The organism is Streptomyces sp. NPDC047886 (assembly GCF_043204435.1).
In the GTDB taxonomy this organism is placed as follows: Bacteria; Actinomycetota; Actinomycetes; order Streptomycetales; family Streptomycetaceae; genus Streptomyces.
The window spans coordinates 490820-511659 of record NZ_JBIDCF010000004.1 but is presented as its reverse complement, the minus strand read 5'-3'; the positions used below and the strand labels follow the sequence as shown (position 1 = coordinate 511659).

Sequence of the window (20840 nt, the reverse complement as noted above, 5' to 3'; positions counted from 1 at the left end):
CCTCCCTGTACGGGAGGCCGGGCCGCGGCGGTCACAGGGGGCGGTCGCGGCCTTCCCAGTACGGGGCGCGCAGGCGGCGTTTGTAGAGCTTGCCGTTCGGGTCGCGCGGCATGACGGTGACGAAGTCGATGCTCCTGGGGCGCTTGTAGCCGGCGAGGCGTTCGGCGCAGTGGGCGAGGATCTCGGCGGCCAGCGCCTCGCCGGGGCGGTGGCCGTCGGCGGGTTCGATCACCGCCTTGACCTCCTCGCCCCGGTCGGGGTGCGGGACGCCGAACGCGGCGGCGTCCGCGACGGCGGGGTGGGTGAGGAGCGCGGCCTCGATCTCGGCGGGGTAGATGTTCACGCCACCCGAGATGATCAGGTCGATCTTGCGGTCGCGGAGGAACAGGTAGCCGTCCTCGTCGAGGTGGCCGAGGTCCCCGACCGTGAAGAAGTCACCGACCCGGTTCTTCCGGGTCTTCTCGTCGTCCTTGTGGTAGCGGAACCCGCCCGTCGTCATCCGCATGTACACGGTGCCGAGTTCGCCGGGCGGCAGCCGCTCGCCGTCGTCGTCCAGGACGGCGAGCTCGCTGATCGGCCAGGCCCGGCCGACCGTGCCGGGCTTCTTCAGCCAGTCATCGGCGGTGGCGAACGCGCCGCCGCCCTCGCTGGCCGCGTAGTACTCCTCGACGCAGGTCCCCCACCACTCGATCATGGCCCGCTTGACGTGGTCGGGGCAGGGGGCGGCGCCGTGGACGGCGTGCCGCATCGAGCTCACGTCGTACTCCTCCCTGACCTCCTCGGGGAGGGCGAGCAGCCGGTGGAACTGGGTGGGCACCATGTGGGTGTGGGTGCACCGGTGGGTGTCGATGAGGCGGAGCATCTCGCGCGGTGTCCACTTGTCCATGACGACGAGGGGATGCCCAATGTGCAGGGCGGCGGCCGCGAACTGGAGCACGGCCGTGTGGTAGAGCGGCGAGCACACGAGGTGGACGTTGCCGTCGAACGGCCTGATGCCGAAGATGCCGAGGAATCCACCGAGATGGGCCTCTTCCGGGGGCCTGCCGGGCAGCGGGCGGCGGATGCCGCGCGGGCGGCCGGTCGTACCGGAGGTGTAGTTCATCACCCAGCCGAGCGTGCGGTGGTCCGGGGGTGCGGCCGGCTGCCCGTGGAGGAGGTCCTCGTACGGGCGGAAGCCCGGGGCCGGGCCGCCGACGGCGTAGCGGCGGTGCGCCGGGAGCCCGGCCTCGTCGGCCGCGGCCCGCGCGGGATCCGCGAACCGTTCGTGCGCGATCAGCACCTTCGCCCCGCTGTCCGCGACGATCCAGGCGGTCTCCGGCCCGGTCAGGTGGTGGTTGACGGGCACGAGGTAGAACCCGGCCTGGGCGGCGGCCAGATACGCCGTCAGGAACGCGGGCCCGTTGGGGAGGACGACGGTGAAGGCGTCGCCCTGTTCGAGGCCGGCCGCCCGCAGGCCGTGGACGAGCCGGTTGGCGGCGGCGTGCAGCCGGCCGGCGCTCCACTCCTCGCCGTCGGGCGCGGTCAGGACCGTGCGGTCCGGGTCGGCGGCGGCCTGGGCCCAGAAGCCGTTCGGCGCGGGGGCGTTCACGAGGCGCTCCGTTTCGCGATGCGGTTCATCCGGTCGACGGCTCGTTCGAAGCCGCGGGTCAGGTCGTCGAAGACCTGCTGGACGGGGCGTTCGGAGGTCATCCGTCCGACGATCTGGCCCACGGGGGTGCCGAGCAGCGGCTCCACCTCGTAGGTCTGGATCCGGGAGACGGCCTCGGCGACGAGGAGGCCCTGGAGCGGCATCGGCAGGGTGCCGGGCCCGTCCGGGTCGTCCCAGGCGTCGGTCCACGCGGTGCGCAACTGGCGGGCGGGTTTGCCGGTGAGGGCCCGGGAGCGGACGGTGTCGCCCGAGCCGGCCGCGAGGAGCTTGCGGGTGAGGGCGCGTGAGTGCAGGTCGGCCTCGGCGGTGGTGAGCCAGAGGGAGCCGAGCCAGACGCCCTGGGCGCCGAGGGCGAGCCCGGCGGCGATCTGTTCGCCGCTGCCGATGCCGCCGGCCGCGAGGACGGGCAGCGGGGCGACGGCGTCGACGACCTCGGGGGTGAGGACCATGGTGCCGATCTCGCCCGTGTGGCCGCCCGCCTCGTACCCCTGCGCGACGACGATGTCGATGCCCGCGTCGGCGTGGCGGCGGGCGTGCCGGGCGCTGCCCGCGAGGGCGGCGACGAGCACGCCGTGGTCGTGGGCGCGGCGTACGACGTCGGGGGGTGGCGAGCCCAGCGCGTTGGCGAGGAGTCTGACGGGGTAGTCGAAGGCGACGTCGAGCTGGCTCCTGGCGACCTGTTCCATCCAGCCGGTGATCCGCCAGCCGGACGCCTCGCCGTCGGCGAGCTCGGGGACGCCGTGTTCGGCGAGGGTGTCCCGGACGAACCGTCTGTGCCCTTCCGGGATCATGGCCTCGACGTCGGCCTCGGTGAGGGTGCCGCCGTCGGGGGCCTCGGTCTTCCTGGCGGGCATGACGACGTCGACGCCGTACGGGAGGCCCTCGGTGTGGTCCTGCATCCAGTCGAGGTCCCGGGCGAGGTCGCCGGGGTCGGTGTAGCGGACCGCGCCGAGCACGCCGAATCCGCCCGCCCGGGTGATGGCGGCGGCCACCGCGGGGAAGGGCGTGAAGCCGAAGATGGCGTGCGTGGCGCCCAGTCTCTTGCTCAGCTCCGTCTCCATGGGCGCAGGATGCCGCAGCGTGGCCGGGGAGGGAAGAGATTTTCTGATGCTGCGTCAGATTGGCGGTGGCGCCCCGTCCCTTGACGCGGAGCGCGGGGCGGCAGAAAGTTTCACGTGTTGCGCACGCTGCCGAAGGAATCTTTCAGGGAGGGTGAGGATGACGGAGGTCGATACGGGCAGAGGGAACCATGGGGCCCACGGGGACCGGGAAGGCCACGGCAGGCATGGTGAACACGGCGCCCGTGGGATCAGCCGGCGGAGGCTCGGCGGCGGGGCGCTCGCGCTGGGAGGTGCGCTGGTGATCGGCTCGGTTCCGGGCGCGGGGACGGCCGCCGCCGGGGATGGCGCGCCGGCGGGCGCGGTGCCCGGCGGCGGCCGTACGACGCTGCGGCGCGGTTCCGCCGAGCGCGCCGGGCTGCTGCGCGCCCCGCTGGACCGGCTCGTCGCCGACGCCGAGCGGTTCCTCGGCCCCTCCCCCACGCACCCCTGGTACGCGGGCGCCGTGCTGCTGGCGGGGCGCGGCGGCACCGTGGCGCTGCACCGGGCCATCGGGTACGCCGTGCGCTACGCGGCGTACGACGAGACGACCGGCACCGGCGTGGAGCTGCCCGACGACCGGCGGATCCCGATGGCCGACGACACCGTCTTCGACCTCGCGTCGCTCACCAAGCTGTTCACCTCCGTGCTGGCCGTCCAGCAGATCGAGCGCGGCGCGCTTGAGCTGGAGGCGAAGGTGGTCGCGTATCTCCCGGAGTTCGGCTCCGGAGGCGGCGGCAAGCAGGACATCACGGTCCGTCAGCTGCTCACCCACACCTCCGGGCTGCGCCCCTGGATCCCGCTGTACACGGAGCCGACCCGGGAGGGGATGCTGCGGCTGCTGTGGGCGCAGACGCCGGTGAGCGCGCCCGGCACCGCGTACGCCTACTCCGACCTCAACCTCATCAGCCTCCAGCTGGTCCTGGAGGCGGTCACCGGCCGCACGCTGGACGCGCTGCTGCGGAGCGAGATCACCGCCCCGCTCGGGATGCGGCGCACCCGCTTCAACCCGCCGGCGTCCTGGCGCCCCCGGATCGCCGCGACCGAGGACGCCCGCCGCCCCTGGTCCGGGCTCGACCGGGGCATGGTGTGGGGCGAGGTGCACGACGAGAACGCGTACGGCTTCGGCGGTGTCGCCGGCCACGCCGGGGTGTTCTCCTGCGCCTGGGACCTGGCCGTCCTCGCCCGTACGCTGCTGAACGGCGGCGCCTACGGACGCGTCCGCGTGCTGGAACCCGCTTCGGTGGAGCTGATGTTCACCGACTTCAACACCGCCTTCCCCGGTGACGAGCACGGCCTCGGCTTCGAGCTGTACCAGCACTGGTACATGGGGGCGATGGCGACACCGCGCACCGCCGGGCACACCGGTTTCACCGGCACCAGCATCGTGCTCGACCCGACGACCGACTCCTTCCTCGTCGTCCTCGGCAACTCCGTGCACCCGGTGCGCTCCTGGCGCTCCGGGTCGGCGCCGCGCGTGGCCGCGGCCGACCACTTCGCCCGCGCGGTCGCGGTACGTCCCGCCCACGGCCGCACCGCCTGGTTCGCCGGCATGGCGAGCGGCACCACGGCAACGCTCACGCTGCCCGAGCTCGTGCCGGACACGGCGACCGCCCGGCTGCGCTGCTCCCTGTGGTGGGACACCGAACCGGGCGCCGACGCCCTGTTCCTGGAGGCGTCGAAGGACGCCGGGGCGACGTGGAGCGCGGTGCCGTTCACGACCGTACGGCCCGGGGCCGGCGGGCACGCGGAGGAGCCGGTCGAGCATCCGCGCGGGACGGCGACGGGCTGGTCGGGGCGGGTGTGGCACCGGCTGGACGCCGGCCTGTCCGCGTGGCGCGGCGCACCGGTCCGGCTGCGCTGGCGGTACACGACCGACCGGCGGTACGTCGGGCGCGGGGTGTACGTGGACGGGCTGCGCGTCCTGGACGGGCACCGGACGCTGTTCGACGAGGCACGGGCGACGGACGCCGCCCGGATCGCCGCGGACGGCTGGACGGCCTCGGCCGACTGACCCGGCCGGCTGACCGCAGCCCGTGGTCCATGGACGAGGACCCGGCGAAACCGCCCGCCAAGGCACTGTTTATCGTGAACAACCATGATTCCAGAAGGATTTGGGGCCTATCTGGCCCGTCTCGGCGTACCCGCGTCCGGTACACCCTCCACCGAGGAGCTGTTCGCGCTCCAGAGCGCACACCTCGAAAGGGTTCCGTACGAGAACGTCGGCATTCAGCTGGGCCGACCGCCCGGTATCGAACCGGCGCTGTCGGCGCGGCGGTTCGCGGCCGGGCAGGGCGGCTACTGCTTCCATCTGAACGGCGCGTTCGCCGCGCTGCTGGAGGCGCTGGGCTACGACGTGACCCGGCACGTCGGGGGCGTCCACATGGACCCGGCGGGCCGGGGTGCCAACGGCAACCACATGGCGCTGACGGTACGCGTCGACGGGGAGGCGTGGTTCGTGGACGTCGGCCTCGGCGACGGGCCGCACGAGCCGCTGCCGCTGCGTGCCGGCACCTACGAGCAGGGCCCGTTCACCTACCGGATGGAGCCGTCCGACACCGTGCCGGGCGGCGGCTGGACGTTCCACCACGACGGCCGCAGCACGTTCCCCGTGATGGAGTTCAGGACCGGACCCGCCACCCTGGCGGACTTCGCCGACGAGCACCTGCGCCTGTCCACCGCGCCGGACTCCCCGTTCCTGACGACGTTCGCGGCGCTGCGCCGGGACCCGAAGGCCGTGCACCTCATGCGGGGCAGGATGCTCACGCGCATGGACGCGGCGGGCCGCGCGGACCGGCTGATGGAGACAGCCGACGAGTGGTTCGCCGCGCTCACCGAGGTACTGGGCCGGACCCTGGACGACCTCGACGCCGACGACCGCTCCACCCTGTGGGACGGGGTCTGCCGCGCCCACGAGACCTGGCTGGCGTCCCAGGGCACGCAGGAGCGGCCGGACCAGCAGGACCAGCAGGAGCGGCCGGACCGGCAGCACCGGCCGGACCGGCCGGAGGCGTCGGGCTGAGCGGATGCGAACCCGGGCTGCGGCGGTGAGACTGGGGGGTGGGGGGCTCTCACCCCGCCGAGGAGGATCACCCCATGTCCATGCTGGACAAGCTCAAGAGCATGCTGAAGGGCCACGAGGACAAGGCCGGCCAGGCCGTCGACCGGTCGGGCGACTTCGTGGACGAGAAAACCCAGGGCAAGTACAGCCGTCAGGTCGACACCGCTCAGGAGAGGGCCAGGGAGCAGTTCGGCCGGCACCCGGACCAGGAGCCGCCGCAGCGGTGAGACAACGCGCTACCGCGTCCCCGGCCGCCGTGGCTCCACGGCGGCCGGGGACGCCGCGCGTGCGCCGCCTCCCGGCAGACGGGGCGTCACCCCTGGTGACCCGGCGGCCACCACCCGGTCGCCCGCTTCGACGTGCGGGGGCGCCACGGCTGGTGAAGAGTCGTGCCGAGTCCCCCAACTCGAAGGAGAGAAACATGCTTCGGCGTATCTCGATCGCTCTGGCCGGCCTGCTCGCCGTCGGCTTCTTCGCGGCTTCCCCGGCGGCCGCGCACGACTCGGACGTCCACGGTTGCTGGGCGCACGGCACCGGCGTATCGGCCGGCAGCGTACATGTGCACGACCACCACGCGGCCTGCTGGCACGTGGGCTGACCCCGCACGCTCGCGGCTTCGGATGGGCGCCCGCGCGGCGCCCATCCGCATGCCCGCGACCGGCCTCCAGGGAGTGTCCGGCGGATCATGGCGGCATCGGAGCCGGGGTACGCCTTCCCACCCGGGAGCGGGGTCTGGTGCGTGCGGACGCACGGCGGAGGAGTGTGCCCCCGCGAAGCGTCGGCGACCGGCGACACCGCACTCGGCGGACCACCGCCCATTCACCCGCGTCGACAACCCCGCGGGTCGATACACCTAGCGTCCCAGCGCCGCCATCGCCGCGTTGTGACCGGGGACGCCGCTGACCCCGCCGCCCCGGATCGCGCCCGCCCCGCACAGCAGCACATTGGGGTGGGCGGTCTCCACACCCCAGCGGCCGCCGCTCCCCGTCGCGTACGGGAAGGCGAGGTCGCCGTGGAAGATGTGGCCGCCCGGCAACCGCAGGTCGCGCTCCAGGTCGAGCGGGGTCTTCGCCTCGATACACGGGCGGCCGTCCGCGTCGAGCGCCAGACAGCCGGCGATCGGTTCGGCGAGCCGCGCGTCGAGTTCGGCGAGGGTCGCGGCCAGCAGCTCGTCCCGCACGGTGTCATGACGGGCGGTGAAGAGCCGCGCGGGCGTGTGCAGTCCGAACAGGGTCAGGGTCTGGTAGCCGCGGTCGGCGAGCTCGGGCGCGAGGATCGACGGGTCGGTCAGGGAGTGGCAGTAGATCTCGGAGGGCGGGGCGCTCGGCGGGCGGCCCGCCGCCGCCTCGGCGTACGCGGTCGCCAGCTCCCGGTATCCCTCGGCGATGTGGAAGGTGCCGGCGAACGCCTCCCGGGGGTCGACGGAGGTGTCGCGCAGCCGGGGCAGTCTGGTCAGCAGCATGTTCACCTTGAGCTGGGCGCCTTCCGGGGCCGCCGCCGGAGTCTCGCCGAGCAGCTCGGCCAGCGCCCGCGGTGAGGCGCCGACCAGGACGTGCCGGGCCGTGACCGTGCCCTCGCCGCCCCGGGTGCGCGGTCCGCCGTCCGGGCCGGTCGTGCCGCCCGCCCCCGGTGTGCCGTGCGTGCCCGGTGTGCCGTCGGCGCCGATGACGCGGTACGACACCTCGGCCGTACGTCCGTCGGTGTCGATCCGGGTCGCCTCGTGGCCCGTGACGATCTCGGCGCCTGCCGAGCGGGCCGCGTCCGCGAGCGCGTCGGTGAGGGCTCCCATGCCGCCGACGGGCACGTTCCAGTCACCGGTCCCCCCGCCGATGACGTGGTAGAGGAAGCAGCGGTTCTGGAGCAGCGACGGGTCGTGCGCGTCGGCGAACGTGCCGATGAGCGCGTCGGTGAGCACCACACCCCGCACGATGTCGTCGGTGAAGTACTTCTCGACGGCGACGCCGATCGGCTCCTCGAACAGCATCCGCCAGGCGTGCTCGTCGTCGATCCGGGCGCGCAGTTCGGCCCGCTCCGGCAGCGGCTCGGTGAGCGTCGGGAAGACCCGCCGGGCGACGTGCGCGGTGGTCGCGTGGAACCGCTGCCAGGCGGTGTACGCGTCGTCGGAGCCGGTCAGCGCGGCGAGGGACTCCCGGGTGCGGCCCTCGGCGACCAGCAGCCCGGTGGCACGGCCACCCCGTTCGACCGGGGTGTACGAGGAGACGGAGCGGCGGCGCACGGCGAACCGCAGCCCCAGTTCGCGCACGATCTTCGGCGGCAGCAGGGACACCAGGTAGGAGTAGCGCGAGAGCCGGGCGTCGACCCCCTTGAAGGGGCGGGTGGACACGGCGGCTCCGCCGGTGGTGCCGAGGCGTTCCAGGACGAGGACCGAGCGTCCGGCCCGGGCGAGGTACGCGGCGGCGACCAGTCCGTTGTGTCCGCCGCCGACGACGACGGCGTCGTATGCGCGCTGTGCGGTCATGGCTCTTCGTAGCACGGGCCTGTGCGGACGATCCAGAGGGCCGCGCGGCGCCCTCCCGGCGCCCACGCCGGGGCGCCGGGCCGACCGCCGCGGGATGTCAGGCGCCCGGGGACGGCGGGGTCGCGGCGGGGGCGGGGGACGGCGGGGTCGCGGGGGCGCCTGGGGACGGGGACGGCGGGGTCGCGGGGGCGCCCGGGGGCGGCGGGGTCGCGGGGGCGGCGGGCGCGGCCGCCCTGCGGTAGAGCTCCACGGCCTCCGCGTGCCGCCCGAGCTGCTCCAGGCACTGCGCCTCGTCGTTGTGGCTGGCGAGCGTATCCGGGTGGCCGGGGCCGAGGACCCGCTCCCGTGCCCTGGCGACCTGCTGGTACACGCTGAGCGCCTCGGTCCAGCGGCCGAGCCAGCCCAGGCCGACGGCCACCTCGCGGCCGCTGACCAGCGTGTCGGGGTGGTCGGGGCCCAGGACCCGGTGCCGGGCGGTGCGTACCGCGCGGGCTTCGGCGAGTGCCTCCTCCCAGCGGCCGAGCCGGCCCAGGTTGACGCCGAGGCCGTGCCGGGCGCGGAGCGTCTCGGGATCCTCGGGGCCGTGGACGCGGGTACGGGCGTCCACGAGGTCCCGGAACAGGCCGAGCGCCTCCCCGCCCCGGCCGAGCCGGCCCAGGCTGATGCCGACCTCGTACCGGGCGGCGAGCGTCTCGGGGTGGTCGGGTCCGAGGGCGCGGGCCCGCGCGTCGGCGACCTCGCGGTAGGCGTGCAGCGCGTCGGTCCAGCGCCCGAGTCTGCCCAGCGTGTAGGCCACCTCGTACAGCGTGACCAGGGTGTCCGGGTGGTCGGGGCCCAGCAGCCTGGCGCGGGCCGATGCCACGTCGTACGCCATGCGGTACGACTCCTCGAGGCGGCCGAGCCGGCTGAGCGTGAAGGCCAGGTTGTGGCGGCAGCGCAGGGTGTCGGGGTGGCCCGGGCCCGTGGTGCGTTCCCGTACGGCGAGGACCTCGGCGTACACCTGGTGCGCCTCGAAGTGCCGGCCGAGTCTGCCGAGGACGTACGCCATCTCCTGACGGGCCGTGAGCGTGTCCGGATGGTCGGGTCCGAGGACGCGGACACGGCCCTCGGTGACGCGCTCGAACTCGCGCAGGGCGTCGGAGGCGCGGCCGGTCCTGCTGAGCGTGAAGCCGATCTCGTACCGGCTGGCGAGCGTGTCCGGGTGGTCGGGGCCCAGGGCGTGTTCGCGTTCGGCGGCGACGGCGCGGTGCACCTCGCCCGCCTCGTCCCAGCGGCCGAGCCGGCCGAGGCTGAGGCCCGCGCTGTGCCGTCCGGCGAGGGCGGCGAGCAGCTCGGGCGGCGGTGTGGGGCGCTCGGCGACGGGCGAGACCGGGTCGCCGGGGTGCGGGGCGGCGACGGGCCTGGTCCACGCGCCGGTGAGCGCCGACGCCGGGTCCGGTACACGGCCGCGCGGCACGGCTCCGCCGACCGCCTTGCGGCCCGTGGTCATCTGGCGCGTCCAGGAGGGCAGCGCGGGGCCAGCCGAGTCCGGCGCCCACGCGCGGGGCACGGGTGCGGGGCCGGCTCCCGGGACGGCGACGGGGAGCGCCACGGCCGGCACGGGCGCGGGAACCGGCGCGGGCGCGGGCCAGGTGCCGGACGCGGGCCCCGGCCCGGGTGCGGGGGCGGGGGCGGGGGCGGCCCCCGGGAGGACGTGCTGCGGGACGTGCGGGTGTGCCGGGGCGAGGGCGATCCGGGCGCCGGTGAGCCGCCGGTGCAGGTCCCCGGCGTCGGCGGGGCGGCCTTCCGGGGTCTTGGCGAGCAGGTCGAGCACGATCCGCTCGAAGGAGGCGGGCAGCTCGGCGCGGCGGGCGCGCGGCGGCTCGGGCGGGGTGTCGCGGTGCCCGACGATCACGGCCCAGGCGTCGTCCTGGTCGAACGGCGGGACGCCGGTGGCGATCTCGTACAGCACGCAGCCCAGGGAGTACAGGTCGCTGCGGTGGTCGACGGGGTCGCCGCCGATCTGCTCGGGCGACATGTAGTGCGGGGTGCCCATGGCGATGCCGCCGCCGGTGAGCCGGGAGGTGAAGCCGATGTCGGCGCCGAGTCGCGCTATGCCGAAGTCGCAGATCTTCACGGTGCCGTCGGCGAGCCGCATGATGTTGGCGGGCTTCAGGTCGCGGTGCACGATGCCCTGCCGGTGCGTGTAGTGGAGGGCGTCGGCGACCTGTTCGGCGATGTCGACGATGTCGTGCACGGGCAGCGGATGGTGCGCGTTGTCCTCCAGGAGCTGGCTGAGGTTGCGTCCTTCCAGCAGCTCCATCACCAGGTACAGCACGCCGTCGGACTCGCCGAAGTCATGGACGACGGTCACCCCGCGGTGCTGGAGCGACGCCGCGACGCGGGCCTCGCGGCGGAACCGCTCGCGCAGCACCCGGACGAAGGCGTGGTCCTGCTGCGGGCCCAGCGGTTTGAGGCACTTGACGGCGACCCGGCGGCCGAGGGCCTCGTCGGTGGCACGCCACACCTCACCCATGCCACCGCGCCCGATCACCTCGTGCAGCCGGTACCGGCCCTGGATCAGCGTGGTGTCCCCCATGTCGTGCTGCCGCCCCCGTCGTTTCGCCGCGCCCTCCCCGGACGTCCAGTATGGCCGTCTGTCTGCGGAGTTTGTACGGGCCCTGTCGTTCGGCGGATGCGCCCCGGCGCCCGTCGGTTGCGCGGCCTTGCCCGACGGGCGATGGGCGTGCGGAGGCACGGGGTGGTACACGGGCGCGACCGCACGCCGCCGGTACGGATCGGGCGCCGCGACGACGGCCCCGCCCGCCGTCCACGGCCTCGGGGGCGGGCTGACGGCGCTTCTCCCGGGCACGTGACCGGCGACGAGCACCGCCCTGGCGCGGTCGGCCGTCCGGGGTCGGCCGTTTCGATTGCCGGTGAGGTGCCGACATGGGTCGAACTCCGCTCCCCGAGCCGACGGGCTTGCGATGGCGCCATCAAGGCGCCATGCTTGCGCCATGGATCTGACCCCCTACATCGACGGCCTCCACCGTGAGCTCCTGGCCTCCGCGGGGGCGGACGACAGCGAGGCCCGCGCGCTGGCAGAGCGCCTGGCCTCTTCGGTCGTGTCCGCGACACGACTGACCATGCTCGACGTGCTCTCGGCCGCGGCGGACGAGATCACCCGGGACCTCGTTCCCGGCTCGGTGGAGGTCCGGCTGCGCGGGCGCAATCCGTACTTCGTGGTCGCACCGCCGGGCCTGGAGGAACCCGTCGACCAGGAACCCGTCCCCTCTCCGGCTCCCGCCGAGGCCGCCGAGACGCCACCACCGCCGCCTCCCAGCACCGAAGGCGCTGTCGGCCGGATCAACTTCCGCCCTCCGGAGCATCTGAAGGCCCGCATCGAAGCCGCCGCGGCCAAGGAGGGGCAGTCGTTGAACGCCTGGCTCGTACGCGTCACCACGGCCGCGCTCGACACCGAATCCGCCCAGCCACCCCCACCGGGCCGACGCGGCCCAGGACCGTCGCGACGCTACATCGGCTGGGTCGGCTGAGCCCCGTACACGACCATGACAGGACGGTCCCTCATGCCCGAGTTCTCCACCCCGAAGCCCATCACCGTCGCCGTCACCCTCAACAAGGGCAGGCTGTCGGTCGTCGCCGGCGACCGCGCCGACACCGTGGTGCACGTCCGCCCAGCCAACCGGTCCTCGGCAGCCGACGCCAAGGCGGCCGAGCAGACCGCCGTCGAGTACGCGTCGGGCCGACTGCTGATCAAGGCGCCGGAACCGCACTGGCTCAGCGGCGTCTTCGGCAACTCGGCGTCCGTCGACGTCACGATCGAGCTTCCGGCCGGCTCCAGCGTGCAGGTCGAGGCCGCGAAGGCGGAGGTCAGGACCGAGGGACGACTCAAGGACGTCCGGCTGGACTGCGTGTCCGGCGAGGTCCACCTCGATCACGTCGAGCTCCTCCACGTCGACACGGTGTTCGCCCACATCGCGGTCGGCGACGTGTCGAAATACGCCAACGTCAACGGGGTGTCCGGGAAGACCCGGCTGACCAGGGTCTCGGGCAGCGCCGTCGTCAAGGGCGTGAACGGCGACGTCTGGATCGGCGAGAGCGGAAGCGACCTGCACGTCAGTACCGCCGGTGGCAGCATCTTCGTCGACGAGGCGGGAGAGGGCGTCACCGCCAAGACCGCCGGCGGCACCATTCGCCTCGGACGCGTACAGCGGGGCGAGGCGGAACTCCTGACGGGGTCGGGAGAGATCGAGATCGGCATCGGCGAGGGTTCCGTCGCCTGGATCGACGCCCACAGCTCCATGGGATCCGTACGCAACACCATGCAGGCGAAGGACGGCCCCTCGCCGCACGGGGACATGGTGAAGGTGCGCGCCCGGTCGAGGCACGGCGACATCATGATCCACCGCGCGGCGGCGTCCCCGCAGGCGTCCGGCTGACCCCCCGAACGTCGCACACCCTCGCCCACTCACCGCCATGGCGCCTTACAGGCGCAACATTGCGCCACAAGCCCGGGTGACCGCGCGGTGTCCCGGCGACGGGACAGCGTTCGCGACCCAGAGCACCACGCGCCCTCGAACCGAGGCCGCGGCGAGCCCCGAATTCCCGACCGAAAAGGAAAAGGCCATGACACCGACCGGTCCACCCGCCATCAAGGTCACCGGGCTGCGCAAGTCGTACGGCGACAAGCCGGTTCTCGACGACATCGACTTCGAAGTCCCCGCAGGCCGTATCTGGTCGTTACTCGGCCCGAACGGCGCGGGTAAGACGACCCTGGTGCAGATCCTCTCCACACTCATCCGCCCCGACGCCGGCACTGTTCACGTCGCCGGCCACGACCTGAGGCAGAAACCCGAGGAGGTCCGCCGGGCCATCGGTGTCACCGGGCAGTTCTCGGCGGTGGACGAGTTGCTCACCGGCGAGGAGAACCTCCTGATGATGTGCCGGCTCTACCGCCTCTCCCCCGCGGAGAGCAGGCAGCGCGCCGATGAACTGCTGGAGCAGTTCGAGTTGGCGGGCGACGATGCCAAGAAGCTCGCCGGCTCCTATTCCGGCGGGATGAAGCGCAAGCTCGATCTGGCGATGACTCTCGTGGGCCGTCCCCGGATCATCTTCCTGGACGAGCCGACCACCGGCCTCGACCCGCGCAGCAGGCGTACGATGTGGGCGATCATTCGTGAGCTCGTCGCCGACGGCGTGACGATCTTCCTCACCACGCAGTACCTCGAAGAGGCCGACGAACTCGCCGACGAGATCGCGGTGCTCCACCAGGGCGGCTTCGTGGCGCAGGGCACTCCGACCCGGCTCAAGCAGCTCGCGCCCACCGGCCACATCAGGCTGACCTTCGACTCGGCGGAGCGACTCGCCCTGGCCGCGAGCGTCCTGGCCACCTCGGACGTCGACGAGGAGACGCTGAGCCTGCGGGTACCCAACGCGGACGAGCTGCGGTCGATGCGCCAGGTACTCGACCGGCTCGACGCGGCATCGATCACCCCGGTCGGCATGTCGGTGCACAACGCCGACCTCGACGATGTGTTCCTCACCCTGACCAGCCAGACGGCAGCGGACAACGGAAAGCAGGAGGCCGTCCGATGAGCGCTCTCCCGCTCGCCCTGCACGACTCGTCCGAGATGGTGCGCCGCAACCTGAAGCACGCCCTGCGCAACCCTTCGACGCTCCTGGGGAGCGTCGTCATGCCGGTCGTCCTGCTGCTGCTGTTCGTCTTCGCCTTCGGCAGCACCCTCGGCGACGGCTTGGGGGAATCGGGACGGAACATCGAGTACGTCGACTACCTCACCCCGGGCATCCTGCTGCTGGCACTGACCGTCGGAGCGATGGGAACCTCGATCGCGGTCGCCGCCGACATGACGAAGGGAATCATCAACCGGTTCCGCACCATGCCCATTTCCCGTGCCTCGGTCCTCACCGGACATGTGGTGGGCAGTGTGGTCCAGTCCATGGTCAGCACCGTCGTGGTCATCGCCATCGCGCTGCTCGTCGGCTTCCGGCCGCGGGCGGGCGTGCTGGAGTGGCTCGCGGCCTTCGGCCTCCTGGCCCTCGTCAGCTACGCGCTCACCTGGGTGGCCGTCGGCTTCGGCCTCCTGGCGAAGACGGTGGACTCGGCGAGCAACCTGCCAATGGTCATGCAGATCCTGCCCTTCATGTCCAGCACCTTCGTCCCGGCCCATTCGATGGCCCCCGGCCTGCGCTGGTTCTCCGAGAACGAACCGTTCACACCCATCACCGAGACGCTGCGCGGCCTGCTCCTCGACCAGCCGGTCGGCAACGACTGGATCCTCGCGGTCGCCTGGTGCCTCGTCATCGCGCTGGCCGGCTACCTGTGGTCGAAGAAGCTCTACAAGCGCGACCCCCGCCACACCTGAGCACGGTCGGCGACACGGACGCCGACGCTCCCGCCGCCCCGTGCGGCCTCGCCGCATTCCGCCCGCCAAGGACGTACATCATGCGCAGCTTCTCGACCCCCGATGGGGTCTCGATCACGGTCAGCCTTCCCGTCGGCGATCTGCTGGTGCTTGCGAGCGACCGGTCGGAGACCGTCGTGTCGACCACCGGCATAGACGATCCGTCGCGGGTCCGCATCAGCCACCAAGGCGACCGCCTTGCCATCGACGGCCCGCCCCCACGTGAGACCTGGGCCAGCTGGCTGGGTTTCGGAGAGTCGATCCGCGTCAGAATCGGCCTTCCCGAAGGTTCCCGTGTGAATGCGGTGGTTCTGGAAGGAGACGTGCGAGGGGTGGGCAGGCTCGGCGCGTGCACTTTCCGGACCGACGGTGGTGAGATCGCCCTGGACGAGACAGGCCCGCTGACCGTCACCACGGACAGCGGTGACGTCTCTGTCCGACGGGTCGTCGGCAGCGTGGAGGTGACCAGTGACTCCGGTGTCATCCGGATCCGCCGCATCGATGGCAGCGCCGACATCACCAACGAGTACGGCGAGACGGAGATCGGTGAGGTCACCGGTGATCTCCGTCTCCGCGGGCGCGATGCCGACTTCGTGGCCGCCCACGCGCACCGCGATGTCGACGGGCACACCTGAGCCGGCGACATCCATATCGCCGAAGCACAGACGGCGAACCGGTCGACGCGGCTTCGGGCTTCGGGCTTCGGGCTTCGGAAGCACTGACATCGACAGCCCCGGGGAGATGTGAGCCACGCTCGGTCTCGATGCGACGGCAGGGGCCCGTTCGTCCTTGACCCGCCCCACCCCGCCCCGCCGACGCGGCGCGGTCCGCCGTGACGTCACGCGTCACCGCGTCACCGCGTCACCGGCGTACGCGGGGCATGCCCAGGCCGACCCAGGAGATGATCTCCCGCTGGATCTCGTTGTTCCCGCCGCCGAAGGTGAAGATGACGGCGGACCGGTAGCCGCGCTCCAGGTCGCCGCGGAGGACGGCGCCGGTCGAGCCCTCCTTGAGCGGGCCCGCCGCGCCGACGACCTCCATGAGCGCGGCGTAGGCGTCGCGGCGCGCCTCGGAGCCGTACACCTTGACGGCGGAGGCGTCCTGGGGGGTGAGGGTGCCGTCCTGGACCGCGCTGACCATGCGCCAGTTGAGGAGCTTCATGGCGTCGAGCCGCGCGTGGGTGCGGGCGAGGCGCTGTCTGACCCAGCCGATGTCGATGACGCGGCGTCCGTCGGCGAGTTCCGTGTCGGCGGCCCAGCGCCGCACGTCGTCCAGGGCGCGGATGGCCGTGGTGCCGTGCGCGGCGAGCGTGACCCGTTCGTGGTTGAGCTGATTGGTGATCAGGCGCCAGCCCCGGTTCTCCTCCCCGACGCGGCGGGAGACGGGCACACGGACGTCGTCGTAATGGCTGGCGGTGGTGTCGTGGCCGGCCAGGGTGTGGATGAGCGTGCACGAGTAGCCGGGTTCGGTGGTCGGCACGAGCAGCATGGTGATGCCCTGGTGCGGGGGCACTCCCTCCTCGACGGGGGCGGTGCGGACGGCCAGCCACACCCATTCGGCGGTGTCGCCGTTGGTGGTCCAGATCTTCTGGCCGTTGACGATGTACGTGTCGCCGTCGCGGACCGCTCGGGTGCGCAGGGAGGCCAGGTCGGTGCCGGCGTCGGGTTCGCTGTAGCCGATGGCGAAGTCGATCTCGCCGGAGAGGATGCGGGGCAGGAAGTACGCCTTCTGCTCGTCGGTGCCGAACCGCATGATCGTGGGCCCGACGGTGTTGAGGGCCATGAGCGGCAGGGGCACGCCCGCCTGGGCGGCCTCGTCGAAGAAGATGAACTGCTCCATCGCCGTCATGCCGCGCCCGCCGTACTCGCGCGGCCAGCCCACGCCGAGCCAGCCGTCGGTGCCGAGGCGGCGGATGGTCTCGCGGTAGAACCGCTTCTGGGTGACGTGGTCGGTGAAGCGGGACGTGGCGTCGTCGGGCACGAGCTCGGCGAAGTAGGCGCGCAGTTCGGCGCGCAGCCGCCGCTGCTCGGGTGTGTACGCGAGGTGCACGGTTCTTCCTCCAGGCCGCTCGCACGAGTACCGCGGGGCGCACAGAGTAGAACGCGTTTCAGTAATGCGGAAGGCCGACGACACCCCTCCGGCCGGGTGGGCGGCACGCCCGGTCGGGGACGCTGCTCGGGTTCCGTCGGGCCTCAGAGGGCGATGATCAGCGCCATGGCGGCGAACATCGCCGCGACCAGGACGGCGACCAGCAGGATCAGGATCAGCGGGGCCTTGGCCCAGCCGGTCGTCGGGTTGTGGGTCTCCTGGGGGCCCGCCCCCGGGGTGCTCCCTTCGGCGGGGGGCGTCTCGCCGGGCGGGACGGACCCTCCGGAGTCGAGTCCAGGGGTGCGGTACGGGTCGGGGTCGGGGTTCGCGTGGGTCATGGGGTACGAGTGCGCAGCCCCGGCCCGTTCAATCACGTTCCCGGGGTCCCGCCTCCGGTTCGTCCGTCCGGTCGTCCTCTCCCCCGGGCTCGGCCTTCCCGGGCTCCCCGGGCTCCTCGGCCTTCCCGGGCTCCCGGCGGCTTCTGCGGCGGTGGCTGGTGTCGCACCACGGGTAGCGGCGGCTGCGGCGGCAGACGCACAGCGCGACCTTGAACCGGTCGGAGCGCACGACGGTACCGTCCGGAAGCCTGACCTCCACCGGCCCGTCCAGCAGCAGCGGCCCCGCCGGGTCGATCACGACCCGCGCGGCCGTGCGCGCTTCCGGCGCCGTCCCCTCACCTCCGCTCGGCACGGATCACCACCAGGTCCTCCACGCGCTCGCCGGGCCGGATGAGGCCGCGCGCCTCCAGCCAGCGGGCGTGCCGCTCCATCACCGGCCCGAACGGGATCGTCGCCCGGGTCTCCACACCGGCCCGCAGCCCCGAGGCGCGCAGCGCGTCCAGGGTGGCGCCGACGTCGCTGAGCGCGGACTGCACCAGCAGCAGGACGCCGCCGTCCCGGAGCAGCCCCGGCGCTTCGGCGCAGAGCCGGTCGAGGACGTCGCGCCCGTCGGCGCCGGCGTGCCAGCTGCGGTCGGTGTCCCCGGCGGCACCGGGCGAGATGACGTACGGCGGATTGGACAGGATCAGGTCGAAGCCGCGCCCGGCGACGGGCTCCGTGAGGTCGCCGTGGAGCACCCGCACCGGCAGTCCGAGGCGCCGGGCGTTGCGGCGCGCCTCTTCCACGGCCCGCCGGTCGATGTCGACGGCGGTCACCCGGGCCCTGCCGCTGCGGGCCGCGACCAGGGCCAGCGCCCCGGAGCCGGTGCCGACGTCGAGGACCTCGGCAGGGCGGCCGCGGCGCAGGGCGCGCAGTTCCGCCCTGGCGGCCCTGGCGAGCAGTTCCGTGTCCTCCTGGGGCGTGTAGACACGGTCGGTTCGGAGTAGGGGCATGCGACGCGGGTACCTCGGACCTCTCCGGCGAAACGGCATGATCGGCAGGAGGAGACAGACATGACGTCCTGGACCCCGCAGTGGGCCTCGGCTCCCGGCTCGCTCTGGATGGAGTACGCCCCCGGGCCGGGCCGTCCGCCGCTCGACGGTTCCGTCGATACGGAGGTGGCCGTGGTGGGCGGTGGCATCGCGGGGCTGTGCACGGCGTGGGAACTCGCCCGAGCCGGGCATTCCGTGGTGCTGCTGGAGGCCGGCCGGATCGCCTCGGGCGTGACCGGGCACACCACGGCGAAGCTGTCGGCGCTGCACGGTATGGCGTACGCGGAGATCCGCTCGGTGCACGGCGCCCGCGCGGCGCACCTGTACGCCCGCTCCCAGCAGCTCGCCGTCGAACATGTGGCCGAGGTGGCCGACGAGCTGGGCATCGACTGCGATCTGGAGCGGTTGCCCGGCTACACGTACACCGAGGACCCCGCGCGGACGAAGCAGGTGCGTGAGGAGGCGGACGCGGCACGGGAGGCGGGGCTGCCGGCCTCCTACGTCACCGAGACGCCGCTTCCGTTCCCGGTGGCCGGCGCGGTCCGGGTGGAGGACCAGGCCCAGTTCCATCCGCGCAAGTACCTGCTGGGGCTCGCCGCCGACCTGGAGAGGCTCGGCGGCCGGATCTACGAGCGGACCCGGGTGACGGGTCTGAAGGAGGGCACACCGTGCCGGGTGACCACGGACGGCGGTCACACGGTCGTCGCCCGCGATGTCGTCGTGGCCACGCACTACCCCGTCTTCGACCGGGCGCTGCTGTTCACCCGGCTGGAGCCGAAACGGGAACTGGTGGTGGCGGGCCCCGTCCCGGCGGACCGCGACCCGGGCGGCGTGTTCCTGACCCCGGAGGGCGGGACACGCTCGGTGCGGACGGCGCCGTACGGCGACGAGGCGCACCGGATGCTGATCGTCACGGGTGAGAAGTTCACCCCGGGCACGGCCGAGGAGGGCGAGGTCGGCGAGCGCTTCGCGCGGCTCGCGTCCTGGGCGCGGGAGAGGTTCGACGGTGTGGAGTTCACCCACCGGTGGGCGACGCAGGACAACTGGACCACGGACCGGCTGCCGTATGTGGGAAGGCTCCACGCGGGCGCTCACCACGCCTATGTGGCGACCGGTTTCGCCGGCTGGGGCATGAGCGGGGGTGTCATGGCGGGCGAGCTCCTCGCGGCCCGGATCCGGGGCCGGGACCCCGCCTGGACCAGCCTGTACGACCCGGTGCGGCTGCGGCCGCTGCACGAGGCGCCCGCGCTGCTGCGCCTCCAGGCGCAGGTCACGCGGCACTACGTCGGCGACCGGATGCCCGGCGCGCACGCCGACTCCACGGATGACATCGGCCCCGGTCAAGGCGCTGTCGTCCGCGTCGGCGGGCGGCGGCTCGCGGTGCACAGGGACGACGCGGGGACGCTGCACGCCGTGTCCGCGCGGTGTACGCATCTGGGGTGCGTCGTGCACTTCAACGACGAGGAGCGCGCCTGGGAGTGCCCGTGCCACGGCTCCCGGTTCGACACGGACGGCCAGGTGGTGGAGGGGCCGGCCGTGCGGCCGCTGGAGAGGTTCGACGTCGAAGGCGCCGAGGCGCCCGCGGGGGGCGACGGGTCCGGTACGCCGAGCGAGCGGGACGAGGGCGGGCAGGGCGAGGGCGCGCCGGGCCGGGGCGAGGAGGACACGGCATGAGGCTTCCGGAGGCCCGGGGTCCGCTGTCGGAGGCGGTACGGCGCGTGCTGCTGACCGGTCCGGACGGCGGCGCGGGCGCGGTGGGCGGCGTTCCGGCGCCGGCGGAGGACGCCGACCCGTTCGGCGAGGACCTCCAGCTGGCGCTGTACCTCGCGTACGAGCCGCACTACCGCTCCATCGAGGGCGTCGCGGACGAGCGGGAGTGGGACCCGGCCCTGCTGGCGCTGCGGCGGCCGATGGAGGACGCGTTCCTGGCGGCGCTGCGCGCCGAGGTGCCCGCCGACGGCGATGTGGAGGCCGCGCTGGCCCCGCTCCTGGAGGAGCCCGTCGACGGCCGCGGGGTGTCGCACCGGCTGATGGACGCGGGTACGTGGGAGCTGATGCGGGAGTACCTGGCGCACCGTTCGCTGTACCAGCTGAAGGAGTCCGACCCTCAGGCGTGGCTGATCCCGCGCCTGGAGGGCCGGGCGAAGGCCGCGCTGGTCGCGGTCGAGTACGACGAGTTCGGCGCGGGCCGCGGCGAGCGGGTGCACGCCCATCTGTTCGCCGAGCTGATGGCGGGTGCCGGTCTCGACCCGGCGTACGGCCGCTATCTGGACGCGGCCCCCGCCACCACCCTGGCCACCGTCAACGTGATGACGCTGTTCGGGCTGCACCGGGCGCTCAGGGGCGCGGCCGCGGGGAACTTCGCCGTTCTGGAGATCACCTCGCCGCCCGGAGCGCGGCGGATGGCGAAGGCGCTGGAGCGGCTGGGCGCCCAGGAGCGGTGCGTCCGGTTCTTCACCGAGCACATCGAGGCCGACGCGGTGCACGAGCAGGTGCTGCGCCGCGAGGTCCTCGGCGGTCTGCTGGAGCGTGAACCGGGTCTCGCGCCGGACGTGGTGTTCGGGATCCGCGCGACGGCGCTGCTGGACGAGCGGTGGGGGGCGGGGGTGCTGGCGGCGTGGGACGAGGGCCGGACGTCGCTGCGGATGCCGCTCGGGACCGGGTGAATCCGCTGTC

At 73.3% G+C, this 20840-nt stretch carries 19 protein-coding genes; 11 read left to right on the top strand and 8 right to left on the bottom strand.

Features of this window, described 5'->3' with window-relative positions; translation table 11 throughout:
* Nucleotides 1–31 precede the first annotated feature (31 nt).
* Both ACGF5U_RS17215 and ACGF5U_RS17210 read right to left on the bottom strand, forming a co-directional pair.
* Complete coding sequence (locus ACGF5U_RS17215) at nt 32–1588, bottom strand: acyl-CoA synthetase (RefSeq protein WP_392818584.1); 1557 nt, start codon at nt 1586–1588, stop codon at nt 32–34.
* The gene (locus ACGF5U_RS17210) at nt 1585–2709 is read right to left on the bottom strand and encodes an NAD(P)H-dependent flavin oxidoreductase (protein WP_392818583.1); all 1125 of its coding nucleotides are present in this window, start codon (nt 2707–2709) and stop codon (nt 1585–1587) included. The genes ACGF5U_RS17215 and ACGF5U_RS17210 overlap by 4 nt, the downstream gene beginning before the upstream one ends.
* Before the next feature lie 157 nt (nt 2710–2866).
* On the opposite strand from ACGF5U_RS17210, the gene ACGF5U_RS17205 reads away from it, so the two are divergent.
* From ACGF5U_RS17205 to ACGF5U_RS17190, 4 genes are all read left to right on the top strand, one after another.
* Nucleotides 2867–4759: a serine hydrolase gene (locus tag ACGF5U_RS17205; protein WP_392818581.1), complete on the top strand. Its 1893-nt coding sequence runs from the start codon at nt 2867–2869 to the stop codon at nt 4757–4759.
* Between the two features lie 84 nt (nt 4760–4843).
* On the top strand, nt 4844–5767 hold the full coding sequence (locus tag ACGF5U_RS17200; protein ID WP_392818579.1) for an arylamine N-acetyltransferase: 924 nt from the start codon (nt 4844–4846) through the stop codon (nt 5765–5767).
* 74 nt (nt 5768–5841) lie between these two features.
* The gene (locus tag ACGF5U_RS17195) at nt 5842–6033 is read left to right on the top strand and encodes an antitoxin (protein WP_392818577.1); all 192 of its coding nucleotides are present in this window, start codon (nt 5842–5844) and stop codon (nt 6031–6033) included.
* Between the two features lie 194 nt (nt 6034–6227).
* Nucleotides 6228–6404, top strand: a complete 177-nt coding sequence (locus ACGF5U_RS17190) for a hypothetical protein (protein WP_392818575.1) — start codon at nt 6228–6230, stop codon at nt 6402–6404.
* Between the two features lie 255 nt (nt 6405–6659).
* Here the strand turns inward: ACGF5U_RS17190 and ACGF5U_RS17185 are convergent, their stop codons facing one another.
* Together ACGF5U_RS17185 and ACGF5U_RS17180 are read right to left on the bottom strand one after the other, a co-directional pair.
* On the bottom strand, nt 6660–8285 hold the full coding sequence (locus tag ACGF5U_RS17185; protein WP_392818574.1) for a phytoene desaturase family protein: 1626 nt from the start codon (nt 8283–8285) through the stop codon (nt 6660–6662).
* A 97-nt stretch (nt 8286–8382) separates the two neighbouring features.
* Nucleotides 8383–10863, bottom strand: a complete 2481-nt coding sequence (locus ACGF5U_RS17180; protein WP_392818572.1) for a tetratricopeptide repeat protein — start codon at nt 10861–10863, stop codon at nt 8383–8385.
* Between the two features lie 418 nt (nt 10864–11281).
* Between ACGF5U_RS17180 and ACGF5U_RS17175 the strand changes: the two genes are divergently transcribed.
* From ACGF5U_RS17175 to ACGF5U_RS17155, 5 genes are all read left to right on the top strand, one after another.
* Nucleotides 11282–11818 (top strand): toxin-antitoxin system HicB family antitoxin, encoded by a 537-nt coding sequence (locus ACGF5U_RS17175; protein ID WP_392818570.1) that lies wholly within the window; start codon nt 11282–11284, stop codon nt 11816–11818.
* A gap of 33 nt (nt 11819–11851) precedes the next feature.
* Nucleotides 11852–12724, top strand: a complete 873-nt coding sequence (locus ACGF5U_RS17170; RefSeq protein ID WP_392818568.1) for a DUF4097 family beta strand repeat-containing protein — start codon at nt 11852–11854, stop codon at nt 12722–12724.
* Nucleotides 12725–12911: 187 nt separating this feature from the next.
* The gene (locus ACGF5U_RS17165) at nt 12912–13880 is read left to right on the top strand and encodes an ATP-binding cassette domain-containing protein (protein WP_392818566.1); all 969 of its coding nucleotides are present in this window, start codon (nt 12912–12914) and stop codon (nt 13878–13880) included.
* Nucleotides 13877–14668: an ABC transporter permease gene (locus ACGF5U_RS17160; RefSeq protein ID WP_392818564.1), complete on the top strand. Its 792-nt coding sequence runs from the start codon at nt 13877–13879 to the stop codon at nt 14666–14668. The genes ACGF5U_RS17165 and ACGF5U_RS17160 overlap by 4 nt, the downstream gene beginning before the upstream one ends.
* Before the next feature lie 80 nt (nt 14669–14748).
* Entirely contained in the window at nt 14749–15342 is a 594-nt protein-coding gene (locus ACGF5U_RS17155; protein ID WP_392818562.1) for a DUF4097 family beta strand repeat-containing protein, read from the top strand.
* Between the two features lie 226 nt (nt 15343–15568).
* Here ACGF5U_RS17155 and ACGF5U_RS17150 read toward each other — a convergent pair whose 3' ends face one another.
* The 4 genes from ACGF5U_RS17150 to ACGF5U_RS17135 form a co-directional block, all read right to left on the bottom strand.
* Nucleotides 15569–16756, bottom strand: coding sequence for an acyl-CoA dehydrogenase family protein (locus ACGF5U_RS17150; protein WP_392818560.1), 1188 nt, complete (start codon nt 16754–16756; stop codon nt 15569–15571).
* 143 nt (nt 16757–16899) lie between these two features.
* A complete protein-coding gene (locus tag ACGF5U_RS17145; RefSeq protein WP_392818559.1) occupies nt 16900–17133 on the bottom strand; it encodes a DUF6480 family protein in 234 nt (77 codons plus the stop codon).
* A gap of 28 nt (nt 17134–17161) precedes the next feature.
* Entirely contained in the window at nt 17162–17485 is a 324-nt protein-coding gene (locus ACGF5U_RS17140) for a CDGSH iron-sulfur domain-containing protein (RefSeq protein ID WP_392818557.1), read from the bottom strand.
* Nucleotides 17469–18125 carry a HemK2/MTQ2 family protein methyltransferase gene (locus ACGF5U_RS17135; RefSeq protein ID WP_392818555.1) on the bottom strand — a complete coding sequence of 219 codons (657 nt, stop codon included), beginning with the start codon at nt 18123–18125 and terminating at the stop codon, nt 17469–17471. The genes ACGF5U_RS17140 and ACGF5U_RS17135 overlap by 17 nt, the downstream gene beginning before the upstream one ends.
* A gap of 60 nt (nt 18126–18185) precedes the next feature.
* Here ACGF5U_RS17135 and ACGF5U_RS17130 point away from each other — a divergent pair, with 60 nt between their 5' ends.
* A complete protein-coding gene (locus tag ACGF5U_RS17130; protein WP_392818554.1) occupies nt 18186–19838 on the top strand; it encodes an FAD-dependent oxidoreductase in 1653 nt (550 codons plus the stop codon).
* Complete coding sequence (locus ACGF5U_RS17125) at nt 19835–20830, top strand: iron-containing redox enzyme family protein (RefSeq protein ID WP_392818552.1); 996 nt, start codon at nt 19835–19837, stop codon at nt 20828–20830. Before ACGF5U_RS17130 ends, ACGF5U_RS17125 begins: the two co-directional genes overlap by 4 nt.
* Nucleotides 20831–20840: the final 10 nt, after the last annotated feature.